Annotated in this window: 33 protein-coding genes and 2 pseudogenes; 23 read left to right on the top strand and 12 right to left on the bottom strand. The window is 47.4% G+C overall.

The window, feature by feature from the left end:
* Nucleotides 1-373: 373 nt before the first annotated feature.
* Together LC084_RS11010 and LC084_RS11005 are read left to right on the top strand one after the other, a co-directional pair.
* A complete protein-coding gene (locus LC084_RS11010) occupies nt 374-532 on the top strand; it encodes a hypothetical protein (protein WP_226571288.1) in 159 nt (52 codons plus the stop codon).
* A 29-nt stretch (nt 533-561) separates the two neighbouring features.
* The gene (locus tag LC084_RS11005; RefSeq protein ID WP_226571287.1) at nt 562-873 is read left to right on the top strand and encodes a hypothetical protein; all 312 of its coding nucleotides are present in this window, start codon (nt 562-564) and stop codon (nt 871-873) included.
* A 207-nt stretch (nt 874-1080) separates the two neighbouring features.
* Here the strand turns inward: LC084_RS11005 and LC084_RS11000 are convergent, their stop codons facing one another.
* The 11 genes and pseudogenes from LC084_RS11000 to LC084_RS10950 all read right to left on the bottom strand — a co-directional run bounded on the left by LC084_RS11000 (nt 1081) and on the right by LC084_RS10950 (nt 7809).
* Nucleotides 1081-1323, bottom strand: coding sequence for a DinI family protein (locus LC084_RS11000; RefSeq protein WP_226571286.1), 243 nt, complete (start codon nt 1321-1323; stop codon nt 1081-1083).
* Nucleotides 1324-1875: 552 nt separating this feature from the next.
* A pseudogene (locus LC084_RS10995) lies at nt 1876-2222 on the bottom strand (integrase arm-type DNA-binding domain-containing protein); the annotation flags it as partial.
* A 375-nt stretch (nt 2223-2597) separates the two neighbouring features.
* On the bottom strand, nt 2598-3404 hold the full coding sequence (locus LC084_RS10990) for a hypothetical protein (protein WP_226571285.1): 807 nt from the start codon (nt 3402-3404) through the stop codon (nt 2598-2600).
* A gap of 3 nt (nt 3405-3407) precedes the next feature.
* A complete protein-coding gene (locus tag LC084_RS10985) occupies nt 3408-3650 on the bottom strand; it encodes a hypothetical protein (RefSeq protein ID WP_226571284.1) in 243 nt (80 codons plus the stop codon).
* A gap of 268 nt (nt 3651-3918) precedes the next feature.
* A complete protein-coding gene (locus tag LC084_RS10980; RefSeq protein WP_226571283.1) occupies nt 3919-5088 on the bottom strand; it encodes a site-specific integrase in 1170 nt (389 codons plus the stop codon).
* Entirely contained in the window at nt 5049-5255 is a 207-nt protein-coding gene (locus LC084_RS10975) for an excisionase (RefSeq protein ID WP_226571282.1), read from the bottom strand. The genes LC084_RS10980 and LC084_RS10975 overlap by 40 nt, the downstream gene beginning before the upstream one ends.
* 45 nt (nt 5256-5300) lie before the next feature.
* Complete coding sequence (locus LC084_RS10970; RefSeq protein WP_226571281.1) at nt 5301-5855, bottom strand: 3'-5' exonuclease; 555 nt, start codon at nt 5853-5855, stop codon at nt 5301-5303.
* Nucleotides 5852-6070, bottom strand: coding sequence for a TraR/DksA family transcriptional regulator (locus LC084_RS10965; RefSeq protein WP_226571280.1), 219 nt, complete (start codon nt 6068-6070; stop codon nt 5852-5854). Before LC084_RS10965 ends, LC084_RS10970 begins: the two co-directional genes overlap by 4 nt.
* Complete coding sequence (locus LC084_RS10960) at nt 6054-6458, bottom strand: hypothetical protein (RefSeq protein ID WP_226571279.1); 405 nt, start codon at nt 6456-6458, stop codon at nt 6054-6056. Before LC084_RS10960 ends, LC084_RS10965 begins: the two co-directional genes overlap by 17 nt.
* 134 nt (nt 6459-6592) lie before the next feature.
* Nucleotides 6593-7417, bottom strand: coding sequence for a YfdQ family protein (locus LC084_RS10955; protein ID WP_226571278.1), 825 nt, complete (start codon nt 7415-7417; stop codon nt 6593-6595).
* A gap of 32 nt (nt 7418-7449) precedes the next feature.
* Nucleotides 7450-7809, bottom strand: coding sequence for a hypothetical protein (locus LC084_RS10950; protein WP_226571277.1), 360 nt, complete (start codon nt 7807-7809; stop codon nt 7450-7452).
* A 392-nt stretch (nt 7810-8201) separates the two neighbouring features.
* Here LC084_RS10950 and LC084_RS10945 point away from each other — a divergent pair, with 392 nt between their 5' ends.
* Complete coding sequence (locus LC084_RS10945; protein ID WP_226571276.1) at nt 8202-8705, top strand: hypothetical protein; 504 nt, start codon at nt 8202-8204, stop codon at nt 8703-8705.
* 411 nt (nt 8706-9116) lie between these two features.
* Here LC084_RS10945 and LC084_RS23295 read toward each other — a convergent pair whose 3' ends face one another.
* Nucleotides 9117-9761: a LexA family protein gene (locus LC084_RS23295; protein ID WP_064601300.1), complete on the bottom strand. Its 645-nt coding sequence runs from the start codon at nt 9759-9761 to the stop codon at nt 9117-9119.
* 94 nt (nt 9762-9855) lie between these two features.
* On the opposite strand from LC084_RS23295, the gene LC084_RS10935 reads away from it, so the two are divergent.
* The 20 genes and pseudogenes from LC084_RS10935 to LC084_RS10835 all read left to right on the top strand — a co-directional run bounded on the left by LC084_RS10935 (nt 9856) and on the right by LC084_RS10835 (nt 21588).
* Nucleotides 9856-10065 carry a Cro/CI family transcriptional regulator gene (locus LC084_RS10935; protein WP_064601299.1) on the top strand — a complete coding sequence of 70 codons (210 nt, stop codon included), beginning with the start codon at nt 9856-9858 and terminating at the stop codon, nt 10063-10065.
* Between the two features lie 28 nt (nt 10066-10093).
* Nucleotides 10094-10645, top strand: coding sequence for a YmfL family putative regulatory protein (locus LC084_RS10930; protein WP_226571275.1), 552 nt, complete (start codon nt 10094-10096; stop codon nt 10643-10645).
* 163 nt (nt 10646-10808) lie between these two features.
* Nucleotides 10809-10976 (top strand): DUF4222 domain-containing protein, encoded by a 168-nt coding sequence (locus tag LC084_RS10925; protein WP_226571274.1) that lies wholly within the window; start codon nt 10809-10811, stop codon nt 10974-10976.
* Nucleotides 10977-11038: 62 nt separating this feature from the next.
* The gene (locus LC084_RS10920) at nt 11039-11323 is read left to right on the top strand and encodes a transcriptional regulator (RefSeq protein ID WP_226571273.1); all 285 of its coding nucleotides are present in this window, start codon (nt 11039-11041) and stop codon (nt 11321-11323) included.
* Nucleotides 11323-12324, top strand: coding sequence for a conserved phage C-terminal domain-containing protein (locus tag LC084_RS10915; protein WP_226571272.1), 1002 nt, complete (start codon nt 11323-11325; stop codon nt 12322-12324). The genes LC084_RS10920 and LC084_RS10915 overlap by 1 nt, the downstream gene beginning before the upstream one ends.
* Nucleotides 12321-12707 (top strand): RusA family crossover junction endodeoxyribonuclease, encoded by a 387-nt coding sequence (locus LC084_RS10910; RefSeq protein ID WP_226571271.1) that lies wholly within the window; start codon nt 12321-12323, stop codon nt 12705-12707. The genes LC084_RS10915 and LC084_RS10910 overlap by 4 nt, the downstream gene beginning before the upstream one ends.
* Nucleotides 12708-12721: 14 nt before the next feature.
* Complete coding sequence (locus LC084_RS10905; protein WP_226571270.1) at nt 12722-13423, top strand: phage antirepressor KilAC domain-containing protein; 702 nt, start codon at nt 12722-12724, stop codon at nt 13421-13423.
* Nucleotides 13420-14412, top strand: a complete 993-nt coding sequence (locus tag LC084_RS10900) for a DUF968 domain-containing protein (RefSeq protein ID WP_226571269.1) — start codon at nt 13420-13422, stop codon at nt 14410-14412. The genes LC084_RS10905 and LC084_RS10900 overlap by 4 nt, the downstream gene beginning before the upstream one ends.
* Nucleotides 14413-14425: 13 nt before the next feature.
* On the top strand, nt 14426-15184 hold the full coding sequence (locus LC084_RS10895) for an antitermination protein (RefSeq protein WP_226571268.1): 759 nt from the start codon (nt 14426-14428) through the stop codon (nt 15182-15184).
* Nucleotides 15185-15757: 573 nt separating this feature from the next.
* Entirely contained in the window at nt 15758-16642 is an 885-nt protein-coding gene (locus tag LC084_RS10890; protein WP_226571267.1) for an SDH family Clp fold serine proteinase, read from the top strand.
* 164 nt (nt 16643-16806) lie between these two features.
* Nucleotides 16807-17010, top strand: a pseudogene (locus LC084_RS10885) (DprA-like winged helix domain-containing protein).
* Between the two features lie 150 nt (nt 17011-17160).
* Complete coding sequence (locus LC084_RS10880; RefSeq protein WP_226571266.1) at nt 17161-18225, top strand: DNA-methyltransferase; 1065 nt, start codon at nt 17161-17163, stop codon at nt 18223-18225.
* A 215-nt stretch (nt 18226-18440) separates the two neighbouring features.
* Complete coding sequence (locus LC084_RS10875; protein ID WP_226571265.1) at nt 18441-18635, top strand: hypothetical protein; 195 nt, start codon at nt 18441-18443, stop codon at nt 18633-18635.
* Nucleotides 18636-18788: 153 nt separating this feature from the next.
* Nucleotides 18789-19094, top strand: a complete 306-nt coding sequence (locus tag LC084_RS10870) for a hypothetical protein (protein WP_226571264.1) — start codon at nt 18789-18791, stop codon at nt 19092-19094.
* Nucleotides 19094-19630, top strand: coding sequence for a lysozyme (locus tag LC084_RS10865; RefSeq protein ID WP_226571263.1), 537 nt, complete (start codon nt 19094-19096; stop codon nt 19628-19630). The genes LC084_RS10870 and LC084_RS10865 overlap by 1 nt, the downstream gene beginning before the upstream one ends.
* Complete coding sequence (locus LC084_RS23205; protein WP_264193495.1) at nt 19630-20091, top strand: lysis protein; 462 nt, start codon at nt 19630-19632, stop codon at nt 20089-20091. Before LC084_RS10865 ends, LC084_RS23205 begins: the two co-directional genes overlap by 1 nt.
* Nucleotides 20092-20102: 11 nt before the next feature.
* A complete protein-coding gene (locus LC084_RS10850) occupies nt 20103-20381 on the top strand; it encodes a hypothetical protein (protein ID WP_226571260.1) in 279 nt (92 codons plus the stop codon).
* A 107-nt stretch (nt 20382-20488) separates the two neighbouring features.
* Complete coding sequence (locus tag LC084_RS10845) at nt 20489-20797, top strand: hypothetical protein (RefSeq protein ID WP_226571259.1); 309 nt, start codon at nt 20489-20491, stop codon at nt 20795-20797.
* On the top strand, nt 20794-21060 hold the full coding sequence (locus LC084_RS10840; RefSeq protein ID WP_226571258.1) for a hypothetical protein: 267 nt from the start codon (nt 20794-20796) through the stop codon (nt 21058-21060). Before LC084_RS10845 ends, LC084_RS10840 begins: the two co-directional genes overlap by 4 nt.
* Nucleotides 21061-21237: 177 nt before the next feature.
* A complete protein-coding gene (locus tag LC084_RS10835; RefSeq protein WP_226571257.1) occupies nt 21238-21588 on the top strand; it encodes an HNH endonuclease in 351 nt (116 codons plus the stop codon).
* Nucleotides 21589-21607 lie beyond the last annotated feature (19 nt).

The raw sequence follows: 21607 nt of genomic DNA, 5'->3' as shown, positions 1-21607 counted from the left end.
ATAAAAATATGAGGCAACATGAATATGTGGTTGATTGCACTATTATGGATCGGTAAATAGTGTTTTTTATGAATAATGCATTTATTTATTTTATTGTTTTTTAATGGTTTTTATTTTATTTACTGGTTTTGTGGATATTTACTTGCATCAGATGAGTGCAAGTTTTTTAGATAAAAATAGGTATTAGCATGGAGTGGTTCAGGCGAGAAAATGAACTCATTGCACTTTCTATTAATGGTATTCGTTGGCTAGTTATTATATTTCCAGGTAATAGTTTTAATATACTTTCACTACGTTATTAATAGCCTTTATTTTTCCATTTTTAGCTCTTTTTCACCTGTATTTCCGGTAGAAATAACTCTGGCTTTTAGGTGTGATTAATATACCCGCGGTCTTGCCGCCACTCACGCTGTTGTTGGTGTGGTGCTTCAGCCTTGCCATGGGTATCGCCCATCTGGCGAAGGGCCTGCGTACTTACCTGAATTTATTTGCGATAGCATCAGTTACCGTTATGGGGATTCCTGTACACTGAGAGCCTTACTTGCCAACGGACGCTACCTTATGAAAGACACGAAAATGATTTCTATCGACCAATTCAATGCCGATGAACGCCTGGTGGTTGAGGAAACGCTGCAAGGGTTGATACAGAAATACCGTGAACGCACCGGTAAAGAGCCAGATGGCAAAAAAGAGAAAGAGCTGACTGCTGAAGCCCGGCAACAGGTGATGTCTGTGAAGCTGGAAAAAGAGAAAGCACAGGCTGAAAAAACGAAGAAAAAACCGGTGCGCCGTAAGAAACCTGAGTCAATGAAGGAGAGTGAAGTCAGTGATTTTAGCTGGTCTGCTTCTGTGGCGAAGGGAAGGCGGCGGTAGTTTGGTTGGTGAGGTAATCAACCTGGTGAGTCTGTACAATACAGTTTGGCTGTATATGAAAATGTTCAGAGCAGGCTTGTTGATGATTACCGCTATATGAGGGCTGGAAGACTCACCCAGGCGGGGTTTGCTACTCCGTGTGAAATTCAGCACCGCAGCCCTTTATGGCAGAGATGGGCTGCGGCTGTGACATGTTACTCAGGCTTGCTATTCGCCCGTGAGCCACATATCCGCTTCTTCAAACATTTCCTGTACCGCCCGGCTTATTTGTTCCTTCTCGTGCTTGCTGGCGTCAGTGTTGATTGCTGGCAGTGTCATCATTGGTTTAACCCGAACTTCTGCATCCGGAAAGATACGCTGCATTCTTTTGCTTAATTCGCCCAGGATTATCTCCCTGGCGCCCGGCAAACCATCAAAATTCCTTTTGTCATAAACGAGTTCCACAAACATGCTTTACGTCCTCTTTACTGGGTATCCTTACAGTATATGCTGTATGCATAACCAGTATCAACATCAGCGTGGTGATTTTGCGGTTTTATTCCCTAAATGGTCTGTGCCAGGAGGAGGCAGTTCCTGTTTATATGTCGGAAGATCTTTAAAAGAGCGTGGAACTGAAGGTGGGATGCTTCCACAGAACTGTCGCTGTTATCCGGCTTACCAGGACGATTTTGCAAACTGAAATGGGTCGGAACATTGGTTTTTAACGTGATCGGTGGCAGCGATCAATTGTTAATAATCGATCAGCAGAAACGATTGGCAAAAAACTGTTTTGGTTTATATGGTTGCAGCGTCCAGGAAGGGGACTAACGGAATGAAAATACTCGCTATGAAGCACTGTATGGATTGCGGAGTGAAGCGCTCATTATGGGCCAGGCTGTTTCCGCTGGATGAGGAACGCTGTGATGAGTGCCATCACAAATTTGTGAGAGACACACGGAAGAGATATGAATAAAAATATTGTCGTGGACGCAAAGTGGACATGAACATATGACAAGGGTCGCGCTGGAACCAATTAGCCGCTACAGTCGAAAAATACGGTCCAGAGCGATTTGTTGTTGTTCCTCTGCAACTTCGGCCTGAATTTGCGGGTCGATTCCATTAGCTAATAAGGCAAGGTAATCCGCTCTTAACCCTCGGGCATCAGCAAGAGAAAGGGCGGGGAAGGTACCGAATCCCATCATTGTTCGCTGCTTTGTTGCCGGACGTTGATAGCGAAAGCACCAGAGCTTTTTGCCACTGGTTTTCACTACCAGGAAAAACCCGTCGCCATCATGCAGCGTTAGATTCTTCTCTAACGCCTTAGCGCGCAGAACTTCAGTGTTGGTCCAGGGGCGTGTTGTTCGTGCCACTGTGGCCGGTCCTTTATGAATTGGTATACCTAAACGTGTACCAATAATCACTGGATTCAGGTGGGGCAACTTAGATAATTACGGATAAATTGCAGGCACAAAAAAGCCCGCAGGGCTTGCGCCGTGCGGGCTCTTAGGACTTCATCGGTTGACTCTGGTAATCACCGATGGAGGATTTTGGTGGAGCTGGCGGGAGTTGAACCCGCGCCCGATTAATTATAACTTTTTGATTTTATTTATTATTAATTAATTTTTTATCATTGCGTATACTGTGCGTACACTTTGCTGTCTATGTAAGGTATAAGTTGTGGAAAGTTATATGTGAATGCTTTGGAGAGTATTTTTTGTGTTGTTAAATGCGTTAATTATGACTTTTTAATTTCTTTTCCTTCCATAATGCCTTTTCTTTTTTCTATTGCTCATTGGTTTATTTTCATGGCTATTATCTACTTTTTCATGTATGTCCATATTGAACCAAGATGCATGAGATACTTCACTTAAAGGAAAAATTATGCTGGTATCTACATCATCAAGATCATTATAATCATTTGAAAACAGTACCCTAAGAGTGTCTTTATCCCTATAACCAGACATGATAGGACTGATCGAAATCTCTAAATTTGGACCCTGTTTTTCATTTGGCTCACTAATCATGTTAACTGTGCCTACATACACCTTTCTTGATTTGAGGCTCACAAGTACTGGTCTATCTTCAGTTGCCGAGTAAAAAAATAATTGACCTAATGAGCCATCAGATAGCAGTTTTTCCAGCTCATATAGCCGGATCACTTGTTTGGCAAAGTTTATGTCTTGATTGCCGCTTATCATCCAAGCAGCGATGTGCATGCGAAATCGGCATAATTGTAGCCATATTATGGCTAACGCACATGTCGTGACGGAAAGCAGTATTAACCATGAAGTGATGCGATTTTCTTTTGGATCTGAGCTTCCATCTATTAGGTGAGATAACCAGGTCGCAACAGCTAAGTTTGGGCAGAAAAATTTTAAGACATATGCAAAAAGCAAAGCAGTAGCAAAAGCATATACACCGTATGTGGCCACCTTCATATAAAGAAGCTGGCCATCATAGCGATGTAATCTGTAGAAAAGCTTAATATTATGCGGCGATGTTACCAGTAAAGAACCGCTAACCAGAAGTGGTATGATTAGCAATGCAAGCATTAGTTAATCGTCGCTGTTCTTAGTGTTGGCTGCTGCAACTGCAACAGCGTCTTGTTCAACGAATTTACGTGCAGCTTTTCTAATACGATGAATTTTGTCTGGGTCAGCTGCTGTATTAACAATAACCGCCCCTCGACCAACAACTTTGATGTTTTTGACTCCAGATTTGTTCAATCTGTCAGCCATTGCTTGACCGCCTTTGACAACGTCACTAACACCAAACATCTTCATGACAAACTCTGACATAAAGACCTCCTTCTCATGCCTCGAAGAATCCATTTGAGGTTATTTTATACCCCCGCAGCAAAGAGGGCGCAAGATTATAACACAATAGCTATGATAGAAAAAGTTCCTAAAACATCTTTACATTTTCGACAGTCAGTGAGGTGTGAAGTTCACTTATAAAATAGATGTGGTTCTCTAAAATTTGCAAGGTAAAAAGTGCTGCAACGGGTATTGGTGTTGTGATAATGCATGGGCGAATAGTATTCACCCATTATTGATGGTAAAAAATTTAATTTTTATATAGTGATTTATTGGAGGTATTTCCATCATATTCAACTAGATATGAACCATAGTGCCGGAACAGCATTTCTGGTCCTTTATGTCCCATTTGTGATGATAGCCAAAACAGGTTTGCTCCTTTGCTGATATGACGGGTCGCATATGTATGTCTGGTTTGGTAGGGATTGCGGTATCTAATACCAGCCTTTCGCAACGTAGGCACCCATGCTTTTTTCCTGATTGCATCGGCGCTGGCCCAAGGGGTGCCCGTCTTTGGATCCTCAAAAATAGTATTACCTTTCATAAAGGTGAAAGGTTTCTGGTTGTTCAATGCGCTTATCGCCTCTTCTGACAATTCCACTTTTCGTGTGCCGGCCTTAGTTTTTGTCCCTTTGATAATACCGACAACACTGGCGTTCTGAACGTGAGCCGTTCTGTGTATGAAATCAATATCAGACCAACGTAGAGCACACAGCTCTGAACTGCGAAGCCCAGTATGTATGGCAAATCTGAAAAGATTCTCCCACTGCTTATTCCCTGCTGCGGATAGTAGAGCATCGACTTCTGCTGGAGATAACGGGTCAACTACATAACGACTCTTTGTTCCTGATTTGTCACTCTGATAGCGTGATGCTGTAACCAGCGATACAGGGTTAATTTGCAACACACCATCGGTAACGGCCTCATCAAGTGCAGAACGCAGGAAAGAGAGCTGATTCCGAATAGTCTTTAAAGTCGTATTCTGGTTTTGAATCCATGTTTTCAAAGCTGCCGGTGTTAACTCACTAGCGGGCAACACATGGAGCCCGGCTAATGCATTTTGACATTTCTTGTAGCCGACAACCGTCGATGGGGACAGCTTTCTTGTTTCACAGATCACCAGGTACTCATCGAGATACATTTTTACTGTTTTGCCTGATGCCGCATTACCAAAAATCTTGAGACGAGCAGAGCGTGGAAAATACTCGGCATAGACAAAGGTTCCCCGTTCAATTTTGTTGTAAATCTCACCGAGAACCCTTTCCGCATATTTAACGTTTTTCGGGGTTACATCCAGATTGGAGAGGGGCTCCCTGCATTTAACTCCTCGGTATGTGAATGTGATATTGATTGTTTCACCCTGGCGATGCTTCCTGATCGTTACGCCGCGCGGGAGTTTAGGCGATTCTGTCTGGCCCATTTAGCAACCTCATTTAGATCAATCCATCTCTCCTTAACGCCTTCCACTTTCAGAACCTGAATACCTTCAAACCAAACACCACGTTGTATACGTTTGTTGATAGCTTCAGTTGTCTCACCAGTTTCTTTGCAATAAGTTGAGATCGGTACACAATCGAGGTTCAGCATAAGTTTCTCCGTATAACGACCGGCTGCACCCGGCCATTAGATTATTTATGGTTTTACGATTCGCTGCCAAATAGCTGATACGTACTTTGCCTGGTGTCTGGCATCAGCCAGGGCGTTATGTTGTTCACCCTCAAAAGGCATATCCCGTTTCGGATCGAAACCCACCGCTCGCCCCATGGCGACAATGGTTCGCACATCCAGTTCGTTCCAGAATTTCCATGGACAGGGAATATCAATACGCTCATAGCTGGCCCGAAGAATAACGCCATCAAAGTTCGCGCCATTGCTCCATATCTGGACTCTGCCAGCATTGGTGTTGTCTTTAATAAACGCGCTCAGGCCGAGTAACGCCGCATTAATAGAGACGCTATCGCTGGTGGTAATTGCTGCCCTCGCTTCGGGTGATTGCTTAAGCCACCACAAGATAGTATCGCCATCAGGAATGGCACCGGTAGCCATGGCACTGGTAAGGTCAATGACCTGGTAAAACTCAGGCCCTGACTCACCGGACTCAGGGTCGAAAAATACGGCGCCAATGGAAACTACTGGTGCGTTGGGTTTGGTGCCCATACTTTCAATATCAATCATTAAATGATTCATGCAGTACCTGCTTTTCTACGTTTATCAGTGAGTGTCTGGCATTCAATACACATGGTGCAACCGGGAACGGCTACACGGCGTTTTTCTGGAATAAGTTCGCCGCAATCTTTGCAGTGAGTTGCAGAAACCGCATCGTGGTTAATACGGGCATTGGCTATCGCTATGCTGATATTAAATTCGGCGCGTTCGTTGGCTTCATCAATAAGCTCTGCCATCTTTCCCCTCCTGCCGAAGACTGGTAGCAAATGACATAGCAATAATTCCTGCAGAGGGATATTTCCTGCCAAACATTTCCACACCCTCAGCCCGGATGATTGCGATTAATTCCTCGGTAAGCGGGGTTTCGCATTTCTGCCAAATGAAGTGCATTTCAGCGCCAGCCGGCTGGTGGCCACGCAGCTCTTCCGCCAGGCAGTCATTCATGCATTTGATTGCTGCGTTTTCGTTAACTAAAACCTTCCCACGCACACGCAGCACATCAACGCGGTTAATCAGTTCGTTCATGATTTCGGTATACGTAGTTATTGGTGTCATGCTGGTGGCATAACTTCTCGCTGTTCTAATTAATTCCTCCAGCGGCATATCAGTGAGAGGCATATTCATGTGGTCAGTTCTCCGTGTTATTTACGCGCTGCACCGCGCTGAATTTTGGTTGAGCGGATCCCTCGCCGGGTGGCGATAATTAAATTGAATGCGCTTCACTAAATGCCCCGGGTGGGGCATTTAAGGCTGGGCTGTCAGGCCTGGAATACGCCGATAAAGGTTTCTACGGCGCTGTCTTTGAAGTCCTCAACCAGCAGGTCACGAAACTCCTGGGCCATTTCTTCTTCGTAGGCTTCAAGCTGGACAATACGCAGAACCAGAACAGGAGAATCACTGGTAAGAATGCTCATGCGCACTTTGAAACGGTATTCTTCCAGCCCTTCATACGGTACACACTTAAACTCGAAGGCCACTGGCATAATGTCTTTGCTTTTGGCTTCCACGCTTTCCATCACACTGCGTTTGCCACTGAAGTCCTGATCTTCATAGTCAGCACTGCGGACGGCATCAATTGTGATTTTGCGAACAGAAGCTGCGGCCTTTTTGGCATCGATGGGTTCACCGTCAGCCGAAAAGCCAGTGACATAATCGGACCAGTCTTCCAGCCACTCGGCCAGCTGCTTCTGGCTGTTACGGTCGCCGTTGATATTCAGCAGCGCAGAGTAGGGCGCGGTGCGCTTCAGGGCGAGAACGGCAGTGTTATCAGCATGGCCGGGTTCATTGAGCGTACCCAGGTTGAATACGGAAGCCGCCCGCATTTTGTCGGCATTGATAAAACAGCGGGTACCTTCGGCGGCATAGCCAGTTGAATAGCGGACAAAGTCGTCGATGCTGGCTGTTTCCATCTTCCCGCGAAACCGGAAGCGCCCGGTATAGAGGTTTTCCAGTGACTGAACATGAACATTTGTCGGTACCGCTACTGCAGGGCAGTCAGCACCGGCAAGCTTTTCTTCTGCCAGTTGGCTCATTACCAGTTCGCGTACCTGGTCAATGGCGGTTGAATCAAGTTGCTGTGACATGAATGATCCTTAAATTGTCGGGTAAGTAATAATCAGTTGGTGCCGCGTAATTTCGCGTCAGTCTCGCCAGCCAGGGTGAACAGTTGCCCCTGGTCCTCCTGTAATACCGAGAGCTTGCCGCCCCGGTTGACGTACATCGGTGTTTCCGTGGTGTCTTCTTCAGACGACTTTCCGCGGGCAGTTGGGCGCACGGAAGACAGCTTGTGAGAAATTTTTACCCGGTTATCATCGAACGGGCTGATCTCCAGGCTGATAGTGACTTTGCCCTTTGCACGGTTATTGAGTACGCCAGAAGCCACATCGTTGAGAACGGCAGCGATTTTGTTTTCGAAGACTCCGCCATCAAGCTCCCCAAAGAAGTCGGGGACATTGGTTAAGCGCTCTTTGTCCATCGGTTTACCCTCAGAATGGCGGCATCACCGCCGGTTAGTTTCTCCACACAACACAAAAGGGCACCTGTGGCTGCAACCACCCGGGCGGATTGGGGAATGAGCCCGTCACCCGGTGATGCCCTTGTGTGTTGTGTAAAAAATTGCGGTACCAGTCAGAACACTATCTTCATCCTCCTGGTGTTGGGTTGAAGATCTGGTACCGCCAAAGGTCTACACAGCATTTGCGTTCCTTCGCAGTGGTCTGGGGTCATGGATAAACACCAGACTCCTGCGCCCTGAAAAAGCTGGTGGATTACAGGTATATTTTTCCTGTTTGTAACCACACTCAGGTCATTTCCCAGCTATCAGGATTCAGCTAATCTGGATATTCCTACAACAGCATGGATAGATAGATGGATAAGTTTGATCGAGGGCTTCAACGCCAGTTGTTACAGGTCCTTTACGAGGCCTCACCAAATCCAATTGAGCCGGATGTATTCCAAAAACTGCAAGATAGTTTTGGCAGCGAAGATGCAATAGCTGCCAACCTTTTGTATTTAGAAGGGCATGACTTGATCGTCAGTGGTATCAAAAAAGGTATAAATGATTATGTAATTAACCTTAACCGTCTTGAAATTACAGCTAAGGGGATTGATTTTATTCGTGATGATGGTGGATTAGGTGCAATTATCAATGTTCTTACCATCCAGCTGCATGGTGAAACTCTCGATGAGTTGGAGAAGATTATTAACTCATCTGGTTCCGCGACTCCTGAAGATAAGAAGAAATTGCTATCTCAGCTGCGATCGCTTCCTTCCGACGCCATAAAACATCTGACGCTTCAACTGTTGGGTAAGGGGTTGGAGCATTTGCCGGACGCATTTCACATAATTCAAACAGCGCTCCGCCATCTGTGAACTCACTATTGGGTTTAACCATAGTGAAGCGTCCCCAGCCCACTTTATTACTGAAAAATACCCAGAAGTCATTTTGTTGGTCTGCATTAACAAAAAAACCATTCGGGTGAATCAGTGCAGTAAAAATGATCATAGAGATACCTCCTGATTTTGTTGGGAATATCCAGATTGTTAAAGAGCGAAGCGTCCAGTGGGCGCTTTTTGTTTCCCTGAAAAAGCTGGCGGTTACCGACCATCAAGAGAAGCCGGGCCGCCAGAACAGGGAGGTGACTTGTCAGTCTGCGATATCAACAAATATGCTAAAAACTTAGATTCTGTTGATGATTAAAATCTAAATTAACTTAGATTATTGGTCAAGATGAAAATCTAAATAAAATTAGTTTTTCATCATCTGACTGAGGAGGGAAGTGATTAGTGGCGCATCGTACGGCGGTGTTCAACAACTACGCCGATGATGAGAATTCTTTCTCTTGATGAGTCAAGTGTAGCGAAATCAGGGTTTAATGGGACGAGTTCGAATACATCCTCTCCGCTTTCCGTTACACCCCGGGAACGGTATTTTTTGAAGGTCGCTTCATTACCCCCGTTCTTTGCAACAACATAGTCACCGGGACCCGGGGCAAGCTCAGGATCAACTATTATGGTGTCGCCCTCCCTGAAGTCTGGCTCCATAGATTTGCCTTTCACTCTTAGGGCAAAGGTCCCTAGTGAATGTGCGTCTGTCGTTAGCACGTACTCGAGTGTTCCTTCAAGATTGGTGGCATCGCTTTCCCCGGTCCAGCCTCCTGCTTGCACCCAACTTATGACTGGCACACGCATTGCACCGAGTGATGCTGTATCCACATTGGATTTTTCTTCTTTTCCTGTGACCAGAAAACCTTCTGAAACACCGAAAAACTTAGCCAGCTTGGTTAGCGAAACACCACCTGGCTGGTTTTGATCTTTTTCCCAATAGCCAACCGTCACGTCAGAAACACCGACAATTTTTCCTAATTGGACTTGGGTCAGTTTTCTGTCCTTTCTCAAGGACCTTATTCGCGAACCGAGTGTACCCACGAGAAATCTTCCAGTAGAGAAACCTAAGTTATCTTAGTTTTAATTGACCAAAAATAAATTAGACAATAATATCTAAGTTAACTTAGGAGGATGTATGACAACGACAGAGTTAGAAGCGTTTTTCGGTACGCCAAATAAGGCTGCTGACTTCTTCGGCGTCTCGCCAGAGGCTTTCTATCAATGGAGAAAGCGTCCTGGTGGGTTGATTCCAAAAGGAAGAGCCGCCGAGGCTGAAATTAGAACCAAAGGTAAGTTGGTATTTCGCCCTGAGCTTTACAACAAAATTAGCAGGTCAGCGGCATAGACGTAACCACAGAAAGAAGGGGTTAACCGTGGGTAAGCAACACTGGAAAGTCGAAAAACAGCCAACCTGGCTGGTGGCTGCAATCAAACGAACTATCGCGGCATTGCCTGGTGGGTACGCCGAGGCTGCTGAATGGCTGGACGTAACAGAAAACGCATTGTTCAACCGCCTGCGTACTGATGGTGACCAGGTTTTCCCAATGGGGTGGGCCATGGTGCTACAGCAGGCCAGTGGTACGAAGTACATCGCCGATGCCGTTTCGCACAATTCAAACAGCGTGAATGTTCCGCTGGTGGAGCTGGAAGAAGTGGATAACGGCGATATCAACCAACGCCTGATGGAGTCCATAGAGTGGATTGGTAAGCACTCAGCTTATCTGCGTAAAGCCACGGAAGACGGTGTTATTGATGCCACAGAGAAGCAGCAGATTGACGAGAACAGCTACCAGGTTATGGCGAAGTGGCAGGAACACTTAACGCTGTTATTCCGGATTTTCTGTGAGCCGGAAGAAAGTGGCGCCCGCGAGTGTGCAGCTCCGGGCGCCCTGGCGTGTCGTATTCGTGGAGAAACTAACGCATGAACAGTTTAACGGCTAACAGCCGCTTACCGCAACTGCGGGGAATCCCTGTGCCGGGAACCACGTTGTTTCGGTATGAACGGATGGTATCAGGGCGCTGGGTGGCATGTAACCACAGCAGGGCGGCATCAATTGTGGGTGTGTACTCCCGGAGGGCCAGAGCGTTATGCAGAAACTTGACCGCCAGTACAAAGACCCACGAGGTTTCCTTGTCCATGTCATTGGTTACGACCGGGAAAAACAGCAGGTCATTTTCATGCGCCAGGGCTACCCGCATGAGTGCATGCAGCCCGTTGAGCGGTTCAGGGAAAAGTTTAAAAGAGTGGACTCCTGAGTGGTTGGTATCAGGTAGTGTGGTTGTAGATAACAACCATCGGAAACCTGAAGGAAAAGCTCATGACTGACTTAGATATCGTGTTTGATTACCCATTCAAAAACCCATTACACCGCTTAATCATGTTGTCTATTCAGGTAACAGGTAGTGGTGATGGCGGAAAAGAAAAAATAATTACAGATAAGAGATTACGTGAGTTTTGTTGCTGTTCATCGAGTGAACTGATTACTGCCATTAATTTTTTAACCGAGGAAGGATTCATTTGTAAGCGCAATTTGGGTTTACAGATGGGAACACCAGCAAGCGGCTACACAATAGCCGTTCCCGAGCACTTAAGAGGCGATTGATGAGTGATTTGATTAGGTTATTAGACAGGCCAATCGCTTACAACCCTGCTTTTGCAAAGCTGAAAGCAGGGAAGGTTAAGGCTGGTCCAGTTGCGGCTGTGTTCCTTTCCCAGATGGTCTATTGGCATAACCGTATGAATGGCGGCTGGATGTATAAAACTCAGGCCGATATTACCAGCGAAACAGCACTTACAAGGGATGAACAGGAGACTGCCCGCAAACGTCTGGTGGCGCTGGGTGTGTTAGATGAGGATCGTCGTGGTGTACCGGCAACGATGCACTACCGGGTCAATGTTGAGCGCCTTGAAGAATTGTTGGTTGAGACAATCAAGCCAGTGAAGCAGGTAAGCAAGGATAAAACCAGAATGGGGGATTTCCAGAATGTGGAACCCCCGCAATCTGGATTGGTGCATTCCCGCAAACAAGATTGTGGAATTCCCGCAAACAAGAATGCGGAACCACCGCAAACCAGTAAGGGGGAATCCCTCAAGCAAGAAGGGGCGATCCCTGCAAACTTTCTTACAGGAGATTACACAGAGAATACTCAGGAGATTACACAGGATAAAAAATCCTCTTGTCAGGTTGCCGGGCAACCCGACAACACGCCTGATGATCCGGCCACTGCCGTTTTGGATCATTTCAACCAGGTAACCAAATCCAGCTATCGCGATGGCAAAACCACCATGGGGTATATCCGTGGTCGCCTGGCGGACATGTTCACGGCGGAAGACCTGATCCGCGTGACGGACTACGCCACGGCGAAATGGCTGGATGACCCGAAAATGTGTGATTACCTGCGCCCCAAAACGCTGTTTGGGCCGGAGAACTTCCAGGAGTACCACCAGAAAGCCATGAAGTGGGATGAAGCCGGGCGCCCGGCATGCATCAACGGCAAATGGCAGATACCGGGTGCCATATCGCCGACTGGTCGGGTGGACACTTTCAAAGGCAGTTATGCCGGTACTGATTACAGCCAGGTTCCGGAGGGATTCCGGTCATGAAGCTTATCTTACCATTCCCACCCAGCGTTAACGCCTACTGGCGCTCACCGAACAAAGGGCCAATGGCTGGCCGTATCCTGGTCAGTGCCGAGGGCCGTAAATATCAGAGTGCAGCCTGTACCGCCATCATTGAACAGTTACGCCGTTTGCCAAAGCCATCCAGCGAGCTGGCAGAGGTTGAAATCGTTTTGTTCCCGCCGAATAACCAGCGCCGTGACCTGGATAACTACAACAAGGCCCTGTTCGATGCCCTGACTCATGCCGGGGTATGGGAGGACGACAGCCAGGTTAAAAAGATGCTGATTGAGTGGGGGCCGGTAGTGAAGGGCGGGAAAGTTGAAATCACGATAAGTCTGTACAAACCGGCGGGTGCAGCCGTCTGAACAGTGGAGAGCGTATGAGCAGTTTAATGAATGTTATTAATGATCCGGGTTTCCCAGCCATGTCCAGTCTGGAAATTGCTGGCCTGTGTGAGAAACGACATGACCATGTTATGGCTGACATCCGCAACATATTGCTACAGCTCGAAATTCAATCTCCCCAGTTTTCGGGAGATTACCGGGATGACCGTGGCCGCTCATATCCATGCTATCACCTGCCGCGTGATTTATGCCTGACACTGGTGTCTGGCTACAACGTTGTGCTGCGTAAACGGGTTATTGATCGCTGGCTCGAGCTGGAAGAGACAAAGAAATCGCCGGTACCACAGTCGCTCCCTGAAGCCCTGCGTCTTGCTGCTGACCTGGCGGAAGAAAAACAACAACTGGCAGAGAAGTTAGAAGCCGCGGCGCCCAAAGTGGAGTTTGTGGATCGCTACTGTACTGCCAGTGGTTCGATGTCATTCCGCCAGGTGGCAAAGTTGCTGAATGCCAAAGAGCCAGATTTCCGGCTGTTTCTCCTGGACAATAACATCATGTACCGGCTGGGTGGCACACTGACACCACACCATCAGCACATTGCCCTTGGTCGCTTTGAGGTAAAAACCGGCACCTCGCAGGCATCCAACCACGCATTCAGCCAGGCGCGCTTCACGGCAAAAGGCGTTAAATGGGTTAGCGGGTTGTGGATTGAACATGTGATGAAGGGATCCGCAGCATGAGGGCACTGTTAACACCTGATATCGCCCGGCAAATGGGCATTGTGCTGTTACGCCCCGGACCAGAGCTGATGCCACTCTTTTCCCGTGGCCGTGTGCTGGTGGAGCATGAGCCCGCCGATATGGCAGATTTGCCCACCGGCCTGGTACCGCCAGTAAGGCAACCACTCACGGAAGATCCGTACCTGCTTCGTTTCTTTCTTGATGAACGCGTTATTCAGGCTGCCGGGGGCATCAGCGCCCTTGAGGCCTGGCTGCTGATGAACGGGAACACCTGCCAGTGGGGCGAGGGTGACTATCACCACCATGAGATAACCACCCGCAGAGAAGCCGAAGGCGCATTACGCCTGTGCTGGCACTGCGACACCCAGTTTCGCGATCAGTCATTTAAGGCACTTACCGATATCGCCAGGAAAAACGTGGTTGAGTGGGTAGTGGATAAAGCCAGGGCAGCGCTTCACTTTGATGAAAGCCACACACTCACACTGCCTGAGCTTTGCTGGTGGGCTGTTCGCCAGCGTGTATTTGAGGCATTCCCTGAGCCAATGGCAGAACAGGCACTGGGCTGGCAGGTGGAGCCCATCAAATCCGTTTACCGCGAATGTGACCTGATTCCTTCGGTACCGGCCACCAGCGTGATAGAGGAACATGTAAAACCGGTGCTTACTCTGGCGGTTGACCCGGAAACACCGGAATCCTTCATGCTGCGCCCAAAGCGCAGGCGCTGGGTAAACCAAAAATTTACGAAGTGGGCAAAATCGCAGCCCTGCGAATGCTGCCGTAAACCCGCAGACGACCCCCACCACATTATCGGCCACGGGCAGGGTGGGATGGCAACCAAGGCGCATGACTTATTCGTGATACCGCTGTGCAGGGCGCACCACGACGAGTTACACGCCGATACCGTGGCATTTGAGGAAAAGTACGGGAGCCAGCTGGTTCTGTGGTTTCGTTTTATTGACCGTGCGCTGGCAACTGGCGTTCTGGCTTAAGTGGAGAATACGTATGAATCTGGAAGCATTACCGAAATTTTACTCACCGAAATCACCAAAACTGAATGATGAGACTCCGGCCACCGGGAGCGCATCCCTCACCATTACTGATGTGATGGCGGCTCAGGGCATGGTTCAGTCAAAAGCGCCACTCGGGTTTAACCTCTTCCTGGCAAAAATGGGGATTCAGGATCCGCAGCCAGCCATTGACAGTTTAACGAATTATGCGATGGCACTTGATAATCCGGTACTGAACAAGCTGACAGAATCCACCCGGCTGGAGATTGTGGATTGTCTGGTTAAGTTTGCCTATGCCGATTATTCACGTTCCGCAGCCAGTAAAAGCGAATGCCCACATTGCCAAGGGAAAGGCGTGATCCGGACGATGCGAGATGTGGTGAAACACCCTGGCGTAAAAGGTGTAGAACCCACAGTTCGCCGCGAGGAAGTGGAAATACTTTGCTCCCACTGTGATGGTAAAGGTGAAGTCAGTACAGCCTGCCGTGGGTGTAAAGGAAAGGGCACCGTTCTGGATGAGAAGCGAACCAAGTTGATTGGTGTCCCAACCATGAAAGTCTGTGGGCGTTGTAACGGCAATCGCTACAGTCGGGTACCAACGACACTGGCTAAAGCAGTGATTGAAAAACTGGTTCCGGATCTAACGAGTTATCAGTGGTACAGCGGCTACGCATCAGTAATCAATATGTTGGTTACGAAGTGCTGGCAGGAAGAAACATACGCAGAACAACAATTGAAGAAAGTCACACGATAGCAACATTATTGTGAATTTTGTCTGCATGATGCTTGCAATATTCAAAAATAATGGTTAGGATTTTCTTAACGATGGGCATTGTGTATCTACCGTTAGCCGGTAAAACGAACCTCGCATTTGCGGGGTTTTTTTGTGTCTTTTTTTTTGATGGAATTGTGCGCTTTTTGCTATTTTCGGATTGTATACTCTGTGGATAAGTCGCTATAGTTTATCCACATAGAGTATAAAAATTCATATTGAGCCTCCTTTTGGGGCTCATTCAGTTTCTGGAACACAGCTAAATGTCTATATGTAGTCCTTAAAAATGCAATTGCTACTACATATGGTGATAAATAAGGAGTCGACACAATGAGCCCAGCACAGTTATATGAGACGTATGGCATAAAACAAGCAGAAATGATGGTTGGAGAGAATGCGGATTCATTCGTACAACGTGTTTTCGCTCAGCAGCCAGGGTCTGCCAGTAACACAGGTGTTTGGTATTCTCAAGGCACAGCCAAGAGCAGTGATTCTAACAATGCTGCAAATAAACCCTTATATTCATACTGATACCTTATGCCAAACTGGAGCGACGTGCTGGGAGAGATGACGGCTCTTTCTCAGCGTAGTCCAATGGATGAAGTTCGCCGTAAGTATCTGAAAAAATTATCAAAGCATACCGGAAGAAATGTAATATCTTATTATTCCGGTTTCCTTCAAAAGGGAGGTGATAATATACGTCATCTCCTTCAGATGACTGATGATGATAAAAATGGGTTGATGACTGCTATTAATGGGTTAGATCCAAAGAAAGGGCTAGACCTGATACTGCATACCCCGGGAGGGGATATAGCCGCACTTGAGTCTATTGGTCATTATTTACGATCAAAATTTGGCACTAATATACGTGCCATTGTTCCAATGATTTCAATGTCATGTGGTACAATGCTTGCCTGTTGTGCTAAAGAGATAGTTATGGGTAAGCAGTCTAACCTAGGCCCAATTGATCCTCAGTTTAACGGATTTTCAACCCACGCTATTATCGAAGAATGGGATAGAGCTAGAACGGAAATTTTCTCTAATCCCCAAGCAGTTCAAGTATGGCAATTTACGCTGCAAAAATTGAACCCCACCATTATAGGTGAGTGTGAGAAAGCGATTCGATGGGCAAATGATATAGTTAAGGACTGGCTTATGTCTGGGATGTTCCTTGGTGAACAGGACAGTGAGCAAAAAGCCTCGCATGTATGTGATGAGTTAAACAATCATCAGACAACATACACACATTCAAGGCATATTCACTTAGATAAAGCTCAGCGAATTGGACTTAAAGTAGTTGAACTAGAAGCAGATCAAGTGCTTCAGGATTTGGTATTAACCATACACCACAGCTATATGCATACTTTTGGAAGCGCTCCTGTTGCCAAAATTATAGAAAACCATAATGGGAATGCTATGCTCTGGAATATCCAGTCATAACATCGAATTACTCCATTTATATAAAGGCTCGCTTTGGCGGGCCTTTTTCATTTATTTCAGTGGTTACTATATGTGCTGCTGGTATTACAACTGCATTCTTACCTTGCTGGCATAGCCAACCAGAGTTATCTGTGTGCCTACACTCAGTAACCGGAAATATTATCATGCTAAAACAGCAAGATATGACAGAAACCGCCGCCGCAGTCCTTCACTTTTTACCGTCAGATAAATGAACCTGTGTTGATGATATTGCCCGTATAACGGGTATTACTTCGCCACGTTGCCAGTTGATACTGACCCAGTTGTCTATGGCTGGTATGGTGAAAGAGAACGAGGGAGACGGCGGAAAGTTTACGCGCTGCCAGTAATGGCAGTTTTCTGCTGTGGAAATGGGCGGCTGGTGGGTGTTAGCGCACCCGGCCAGCCATTCGCTCATGCTTGCAGGTCACAAGCGAACCACGGCCCACTGCTTTCGCGCAAAAGCACAGTGAGCCTACCAGAGTTACGCTTACTGATCTATGAAAAATACTGTAAAAATAAACAGTATTGAGCTAGTCAATGATGACTGCCTTCAATACATCAAAACCCTTCCCGATAATTCCATTGACCTGATTTGTACGGATCCGCCGTATTTCCGGGTAAAACCGGACGGCTGGGACAACCAGTGGAAAGGGGACAGTGATTACCTGGCCTGGCTGGATATGTGCCTTGCGGAGTTCTGGCGGGTGCTGAAACCGGCGGGCAGTATTTACCTGTTCTGCGGGCACCGCCTGGCGGCTGATATTGAACTGCTGATGCGTAACCGCTTCGACGTGCTTAACCATATCATCTGGGCCAAACCCTCCGGGCGCTGGAACGGCTGCAACAAAGAAAGCCTGCGGGCCTATTTCCCGGCGACTGAACGTATCCTGTTTGCCGGTCACTACCTCGGCCCCTATAAGCCGAAAGATGATGGCTATGCGGCGAAGTGTGACGACACCAAACGGCACGTCATGACACCGCTGATTGATTACTTCCGCAATGCCCGGGCTTCACTGGGTGTCACGTCAAAACAGATTGTGGCGGCTACGGGTAAAAACATGGCCTCACACTGGTTTGGTGCCAGTCAGTGGCAGTTACCCAACGAAGCGGATTACCTGAAACTGCAGGCGCTGTTTTCCGACATAGCCAGGGTGAAACAACAACGGCAGGAACTGGAAACACCACACCACCAGCTGGTGGTTGAGTACCAGGCATTAAGCCGCCGGTATGTGGAATTACTGGACGAGTACAAGGCCCTGCGACGCCCGTTTTCGGTTTCTGCAGCCGTACCCTACACCGATGTCTGGACACACAAGCCGGTACAGTTTTACCCGGGCAAACATCCCTGTGAGAAACCGGCGGATATGTTGCGCCAGATAATTGAGGCCAGCAGCAGGCCTGGCGATGTTGTGGCTGATTTCTTTATGGGGTCGGGTTCAACCATCAAGGCGGCGACTTTGCTGGGCAGAAGGGGGATTGGTGTGGAACTCGACACCGATCGCTTCGTCATTACCCGGAATGAAATAAATAAGTTTGTTGGTCATACCACCATGGATATATGACCTTGTGGTACGGATCAGATTGGTTGATTTTTCTGAAATAAAATTTTAGTTACGATTAATTGTTATCTGGCTGTTTCAATTTTGACTGGTTAGAAGCCACGTTATTCACCTGATGGTAGTTAATGCCGATTTGACATATAGGCAAATTTTGTTTTGATATTTTTGAAACATGATCAAAAATCACTCACTAAGTGATGAAATGAAAGCGCTAAAGTATGCATCTGAACAAATACCAGGCACTGGCCATTCATCTAAGGGAAATAGCAGATGAGACCCATTCAATGGGGAGAGACTTCAGTATTATTGATACTAAAGTACTGACAACATCAGCAGCAGCAATCGAAGAATTGTTGACCAAGCTGCAACTTGAAAGGGGGGATGAGGATATAGCTGACAGCCAGGCCCTTTAACCCTCCCTCCCAACTACACAAAGCCACCTTCGGGTGGCTTTTCTATTTTCAGGCCCCGGGTATCAATCTCAGATAACCCGTGAACCATGAAGCCCGGGAGCCTGAATCCTTTCCCCCGCACACAGCACCCCGTTCAATCGGAGGTGAGAGACTATGAAAATGAACGACCAACCCGGAAACATTGTCACGCAGTTCTTTGCGTGGCTTGCCGCGATTGCCGCCGGACTGGGGCTGACCACGCAGGATGTCGTTTACATGATATTTGGCCTGATTGGTGTCGTGATTTCTCTGGCCTCTTATGTAAACGGGCGTATCGATGCCAGGCGGCGCAGGAAGGAAGACGAAAAACGCACCAGCATGATACGTGAGTATCTTGAGGAAGAGGGTGATAAGCCATCCTCAGAACGTCCAGCCGTAGTCAGCGTGGTTGCTGATGCATTAAAGGAGACCAGTGAATAATGGCTGCTTCTCCTCAACTGCGCTACAAACTCAGTGCCGCTGTTTTGTCGCTGGTACTGGCCGGTGCGCCAGCCTCAGTTATCCTGGACCAGTTCCTGAACGAGAAAGAAGGTAATCACCTGAATGCCTACAAGGACGGTGCCGGTATCTGGACTATTTGCCGTGGTGCCACGCTGGTGGATGGCAAACCGGTTAGAAAAGGAATGACGTTAACCCAGGCAAAATGTGACCAGGTGAATGCCGTGGAGCGTGATAAAGCACTGGCGTGGGTTGAGCGCAATATCCATGTCACCCTGACTGAACCACAGAAAGCTGGGATCGCCTCGTTTTGCCCGTACAACATTGGCTCGGGGAAGTGTTTCCCGTCCACGTTCTACAGGCGCATCAATGCCGGTGATCGTAAAGGTGCCTGCGAAGCGATTCGCTGGTGGATTAAAGATGGCGGGAGTGATTGCCGTATCCGTTCAAATAACTGCTACGGTCAGGTATCGCGGCGGGACCAGGAATCAGCGCTGACGTGTTGGGGGATAGACTGATGAACCGAGTAACTTCGGTTGTTTGTATCGTTCTTCTCGGGCTGGTGGCAGTTCTTGGCTGGTTTGTAGACCACTACCGCAATAACGCCATCACTTATAAAAGTCAGCGAGACCAGGCCACTCAGTCACTGAACCTGGCGAACTCAACCATTTCAGACATGCAGGTTCGCCAGCGCGATGTTGCAGCCCTTGATGCCAAATACACAGGAGAACTGGCTGATGCGAAAGCCACTATTGAGCAGCTTGAACGCGATGTTGTTGCTGGTAAACGCCGGTTGCAGATCAACGCCACCTGCACCAAGGACCGATCGCCCACCTCCGGCAGCGTGGGCGATGCAACCAGCCCCAGACTTACAGACTCCGCTCAACGGAATTATTTCACCCTCAGAGAGCGAATCGCCACTATCTACAGGCAAGTGAACTACTTGCAGGACTACATCAGGCAGCAGTGTCTGAAATAACCGAGGAAATTATGAGCGAAGCAAAACCGCAGGACGGTAGCATGGTTAAGGGCTGCCCCATGAAGATAAAGTATCTCAGTAAGGCATATCATGTTTCGAAGCAGGTTACTGAATTACACCGTGTTCGCGACATGATTGCCAGTGGTGCCGGTCTTGGCATAACTATTCAGTCAGCCTATCAGGATGATACTTTTATTGAGAATATCCGCCCATATGTCCTTGATGAGCTTGATCGCCGCATAGCGGAAAAAAATGAATTTCTCGAAGCGCTGGGAGTTTCTCTTGAATAGCTTAGCGGGCATTACAGCAGGTATTCACTGAGTGCCTGCGATAATGCTCTTTTTACAAGTTGCTGTTATAATCCCATCCAGAAAATGATACTTAGGAGGGATAGACGTTGTCGGCAATAAACCACATAAAAAATCCGTTAACGATTATCGGTATCTTTGCAGGGATAGTTGAGGTATCTGCCAACCTAGTGTTGCCATTTCTTGATGGAACGCAGCAGGGTACGTATATTTGGTTTCTAATGATTTTCCCAAGCCTTCTTGTGCTGCTTTTTTTTGTGACACTGAATTTCAACCATGTTGCGCTTTATGCCCCAAGTGATTACAACGACGACAGGGGATTTATGCAAGCTAATAATAAAATTATCGGTAATAATGTTCAGGATGCTGATACAACGCAAGGATTTGAATTGACATGATTAAATATATTTCAAGTGTGTTTGAAAATTCTGTCGTTGAACTGGATGGAAATCATTATGAAAAGTGTACTTTCAAAGATTGCATAATAGTATTTAAGGGGTTGAAAACTTTTAATTTAATTAATTGTAATTTTAGTGGGTGTAAATGGACGTTTGAAGGCCCAGCGGCCAATACAGTGAATTTTTTAAAAATGATGTATAAAGAGATGGGCGAATTTGGGAAGAATATGGTAGATGCTACTTTCGAGAATATAAAAAAATAGCAATTTAAAACAATTTAATTTTACATTAGTCTAATGATATAACTCCCCACTATAGTGGGAGGTTCGTTGGACTATTCATAAGTTAAATAATCGAGAGTCTTTCAGTCGTGAGCCTGAGGAAAGCGTTTTCTCGGGTGGCTGTCCCATGTGACAGGCTCACATCTAAAAGGATACTCAATGCCATCTCGTACACCAAAAGCCTGCCGCAAACGTGGCTGCCGCAACACCACTACTGATCCCTCTGGCTACTGCGAAAACCACAAAAGCGAGGGCTGGAAACAGTACAAGCCAGGGCAGTCCCGCCACCAGCGTGGGTACGGCACAAAGTGGGAAGTTATCCGGGCTCGCATTCTTCGCCGTGATAAAGGTCTGTGCCAGTCCTGCCTGAAACAAGGCCGGGCAGTTGAGGCGTCCTGTGTCGACCACATCATTGCCAAGGCGCAGGGCGGAACAGATGAAGACTCAAACCTGCAAAGCCTGTGCTGGCCGTGCCATGCAGCGAAAACAGCGCGTGAGCGCCTGAAGTAACACCACCCTGGCCGATGGC

The organism is Mangrovibacter yixingensis (assembly GCF_020523985.1).
In the GTDB taxonomy this organism is placed as follows: Bacteria; Pseudomonadota; Gammaproteobacteria; order Enterobacterales; family Enterobacteriaceae; genus Mangrovibacter; species Mangrovibacter yixingensis.
The sequence above is the reverse complement of the archived record's forward strand: the minus strand, read 5'-3'. Positions and strand labels throughout refer to the sequence as shown.

Coding starts and splice junctions, on each gene's coding strand:
- LC084_RS11005 (WP_226571287.1), top strand. CDS start 562: ATGAAAGACACGAAAATGATTTCTATCGACCAATTCAATGCCGATGAA.
- LC084_RS11000 (WP_226571286.1), bottom strand. CDS start 1,323: ATGTTTGTGGAACTCGTTTATGACAAAAGGAATTTTGATGGTTTGCCG.
- LC084_RS10990 (WP_226571285.1), bottom strand. CDS start 3,404: ATGCTTGCATTGCTAATCATACCACTTCTGGTTAGCGGTTCTTTACTG.
- LC084_RS10985 (WP_226571284.1), bottom strand. CDS start 3,650: ATGTCAGAGTTTGTCATGAAGATGTTTGGTGTTAGTGACGTTGTCAAA.
- LC084_RS10980 (WP_226571283.1), bottom strand. CDS start 5,088: ATGGGCCAGACAGAATCGCCTAAACTCCCGCGCGGCGTAACGATCAGG.
- LC084_RS10975 (WP_226571282.1), bottom strand. CDS start 5,255: ATGCTGAACCTCGATTGTGTACCGATCTCAACTTATTGCAAAGAAACT.
- LC084_RS10970 (WP_226571281.1), bottom strand. CDS start 5,855: ATGAATCATTTAATGATTGATATTGAAAGTATGGGCACCAAACCCAAC.
- LC084_RS10965 (WP_226571280.1), bottom strand. CDS start 6,070: ATGGCAGAGCTTATTGATGAAGCCAACGAACGCGCCGAATTTAATATC.
- LC084_RS10960 (WP_226571279.1), bottom strand. CDS start 6,458: ATGAATATGCCTCTCACTGATATGCCGCTGGAGGAATTAATTAGAACA.
- LC084_RS10955 (WP_226571278.1), bottom strand. CDS start 7,417: ATGTCACAGCAACTTGATTCAACCGCCATTGACCAGGTACGCGAACTG.
- LC084_RS10950 (WP_226571277.1), bottom strand. CDS start 7,809: ATGGACAAAGAGCGCTTAACCAATGTCCCCGACTTCTTTGGGGAGCTT.
- LC084_RS10945 (WP_226571276.1), top strand. CDS start 8,202: ATGGATAAGTTTGATCGAGGGCTTCAACGCCAGTTGTTACAGGTCCTT.
- LC084_RS10935 (WP_064601299.1), top strand. CDS start 9,856: ATGACAACGACAGAGTTAGAAGCGTTTTTCGGTACGCCAAATAAGGCT.
- LC084_RS10925 (WP_226571274.1), top strand. CDS start 10,809: ATGCAGAAACTTGACCGCCAGTACAAAGACCCACGAGGTTTCCTTGTC.
- LC084_RS10920 (WP_226571273.1), top strand. CDS start 11,039: ATGACTGACTTAGATATCGTGTTTGATTACCCATTCAAAAACCCATTA.
- LC084_RS10915 (WP_226571272.1), top strand. CDS start 11,323: ATGAGTGATTTGATTAGGTTATTAGACAGGCCAATCGCTTACAACCCT.
- LC084_RS10910 (WP_226571271.1), top strand. CDS start 12,321: ATGAAGCTTATCTTACCATTCCCACCCAGCGTTAACGCCTACTGGCGC.
- LC084_RS10905 (WP_226571270.1), top strand. CDS start 12,722: ATGAGCAGTTTAATGAATGTTATTAATGATCCGGGTTTCCCAGCCATG.
- LC084_RS10900 (WP_226571269.1), top strand. CDS start 13,420: ATGAGGGCACTGTTAACACCTGATATCGCCCGGCAAATGGGCATTGTG.
- LC084_RS10895 (WP_226571268.1), top strand. CDS start 14,426: ATGAATCTGGAAGCATTACCGAAATTTTACTCACCGAAATCACCAAAA.
- LC084_RS10880 (WP_226571266.1), top strand. CDS start 17,161: ATGAAAAATACTGTAAAAATAAACAGTATTGAGCTAGTCAATGATGAC.
- LC084_RS10875 (WP_226571265.1), top strand. CDS start 18,441: ATGCATCTGAACAAATACCAGGCACTGGCCATTCATCTAAGGGAAATA.
- LC084_RS10870 (WP_226571264.1), top strand. CDS start 18,789: ATGAAAATGAACGACCAACCCGGAAACATTGTCACGCAGTTCTTTGCG.
- LC084_RS10865 (WP_226571263.1), top strand. CDS start 19,094: ATGGCTGCTTCTCCTCAACTGCGCTACAAACTCAGTGCCGCTGTTTTG.
- LC084_RS23205 (WP_264193495.1), top strand. CDS start 19,630: ATGAACCGAGTAACTTCGGTTGTTTGTATCGTTCTTCTCGGGCTGGTG.
- LC084_RS10850 (WP_226571260.1), top strand. CDS start 20,103: ATGAGCGAAGCAAAACCGCAGGACGGTAGCATGGTTAAGGGCTGCCCC.
- LC084_RS10840 (WP_226571258.1), top strand. CDS start 20,794: ATGATTAAATATATTTCAAGTGTGTTTGAAAATTCTGTCGTTGAACTG.
- LC084_RS10835 (WP_226571257.1), top strand. CDS start 21,238: ATGCCATCTCGTACACCAAAAGCCTGCCGCAAACGTGGCTGCCGCAAC.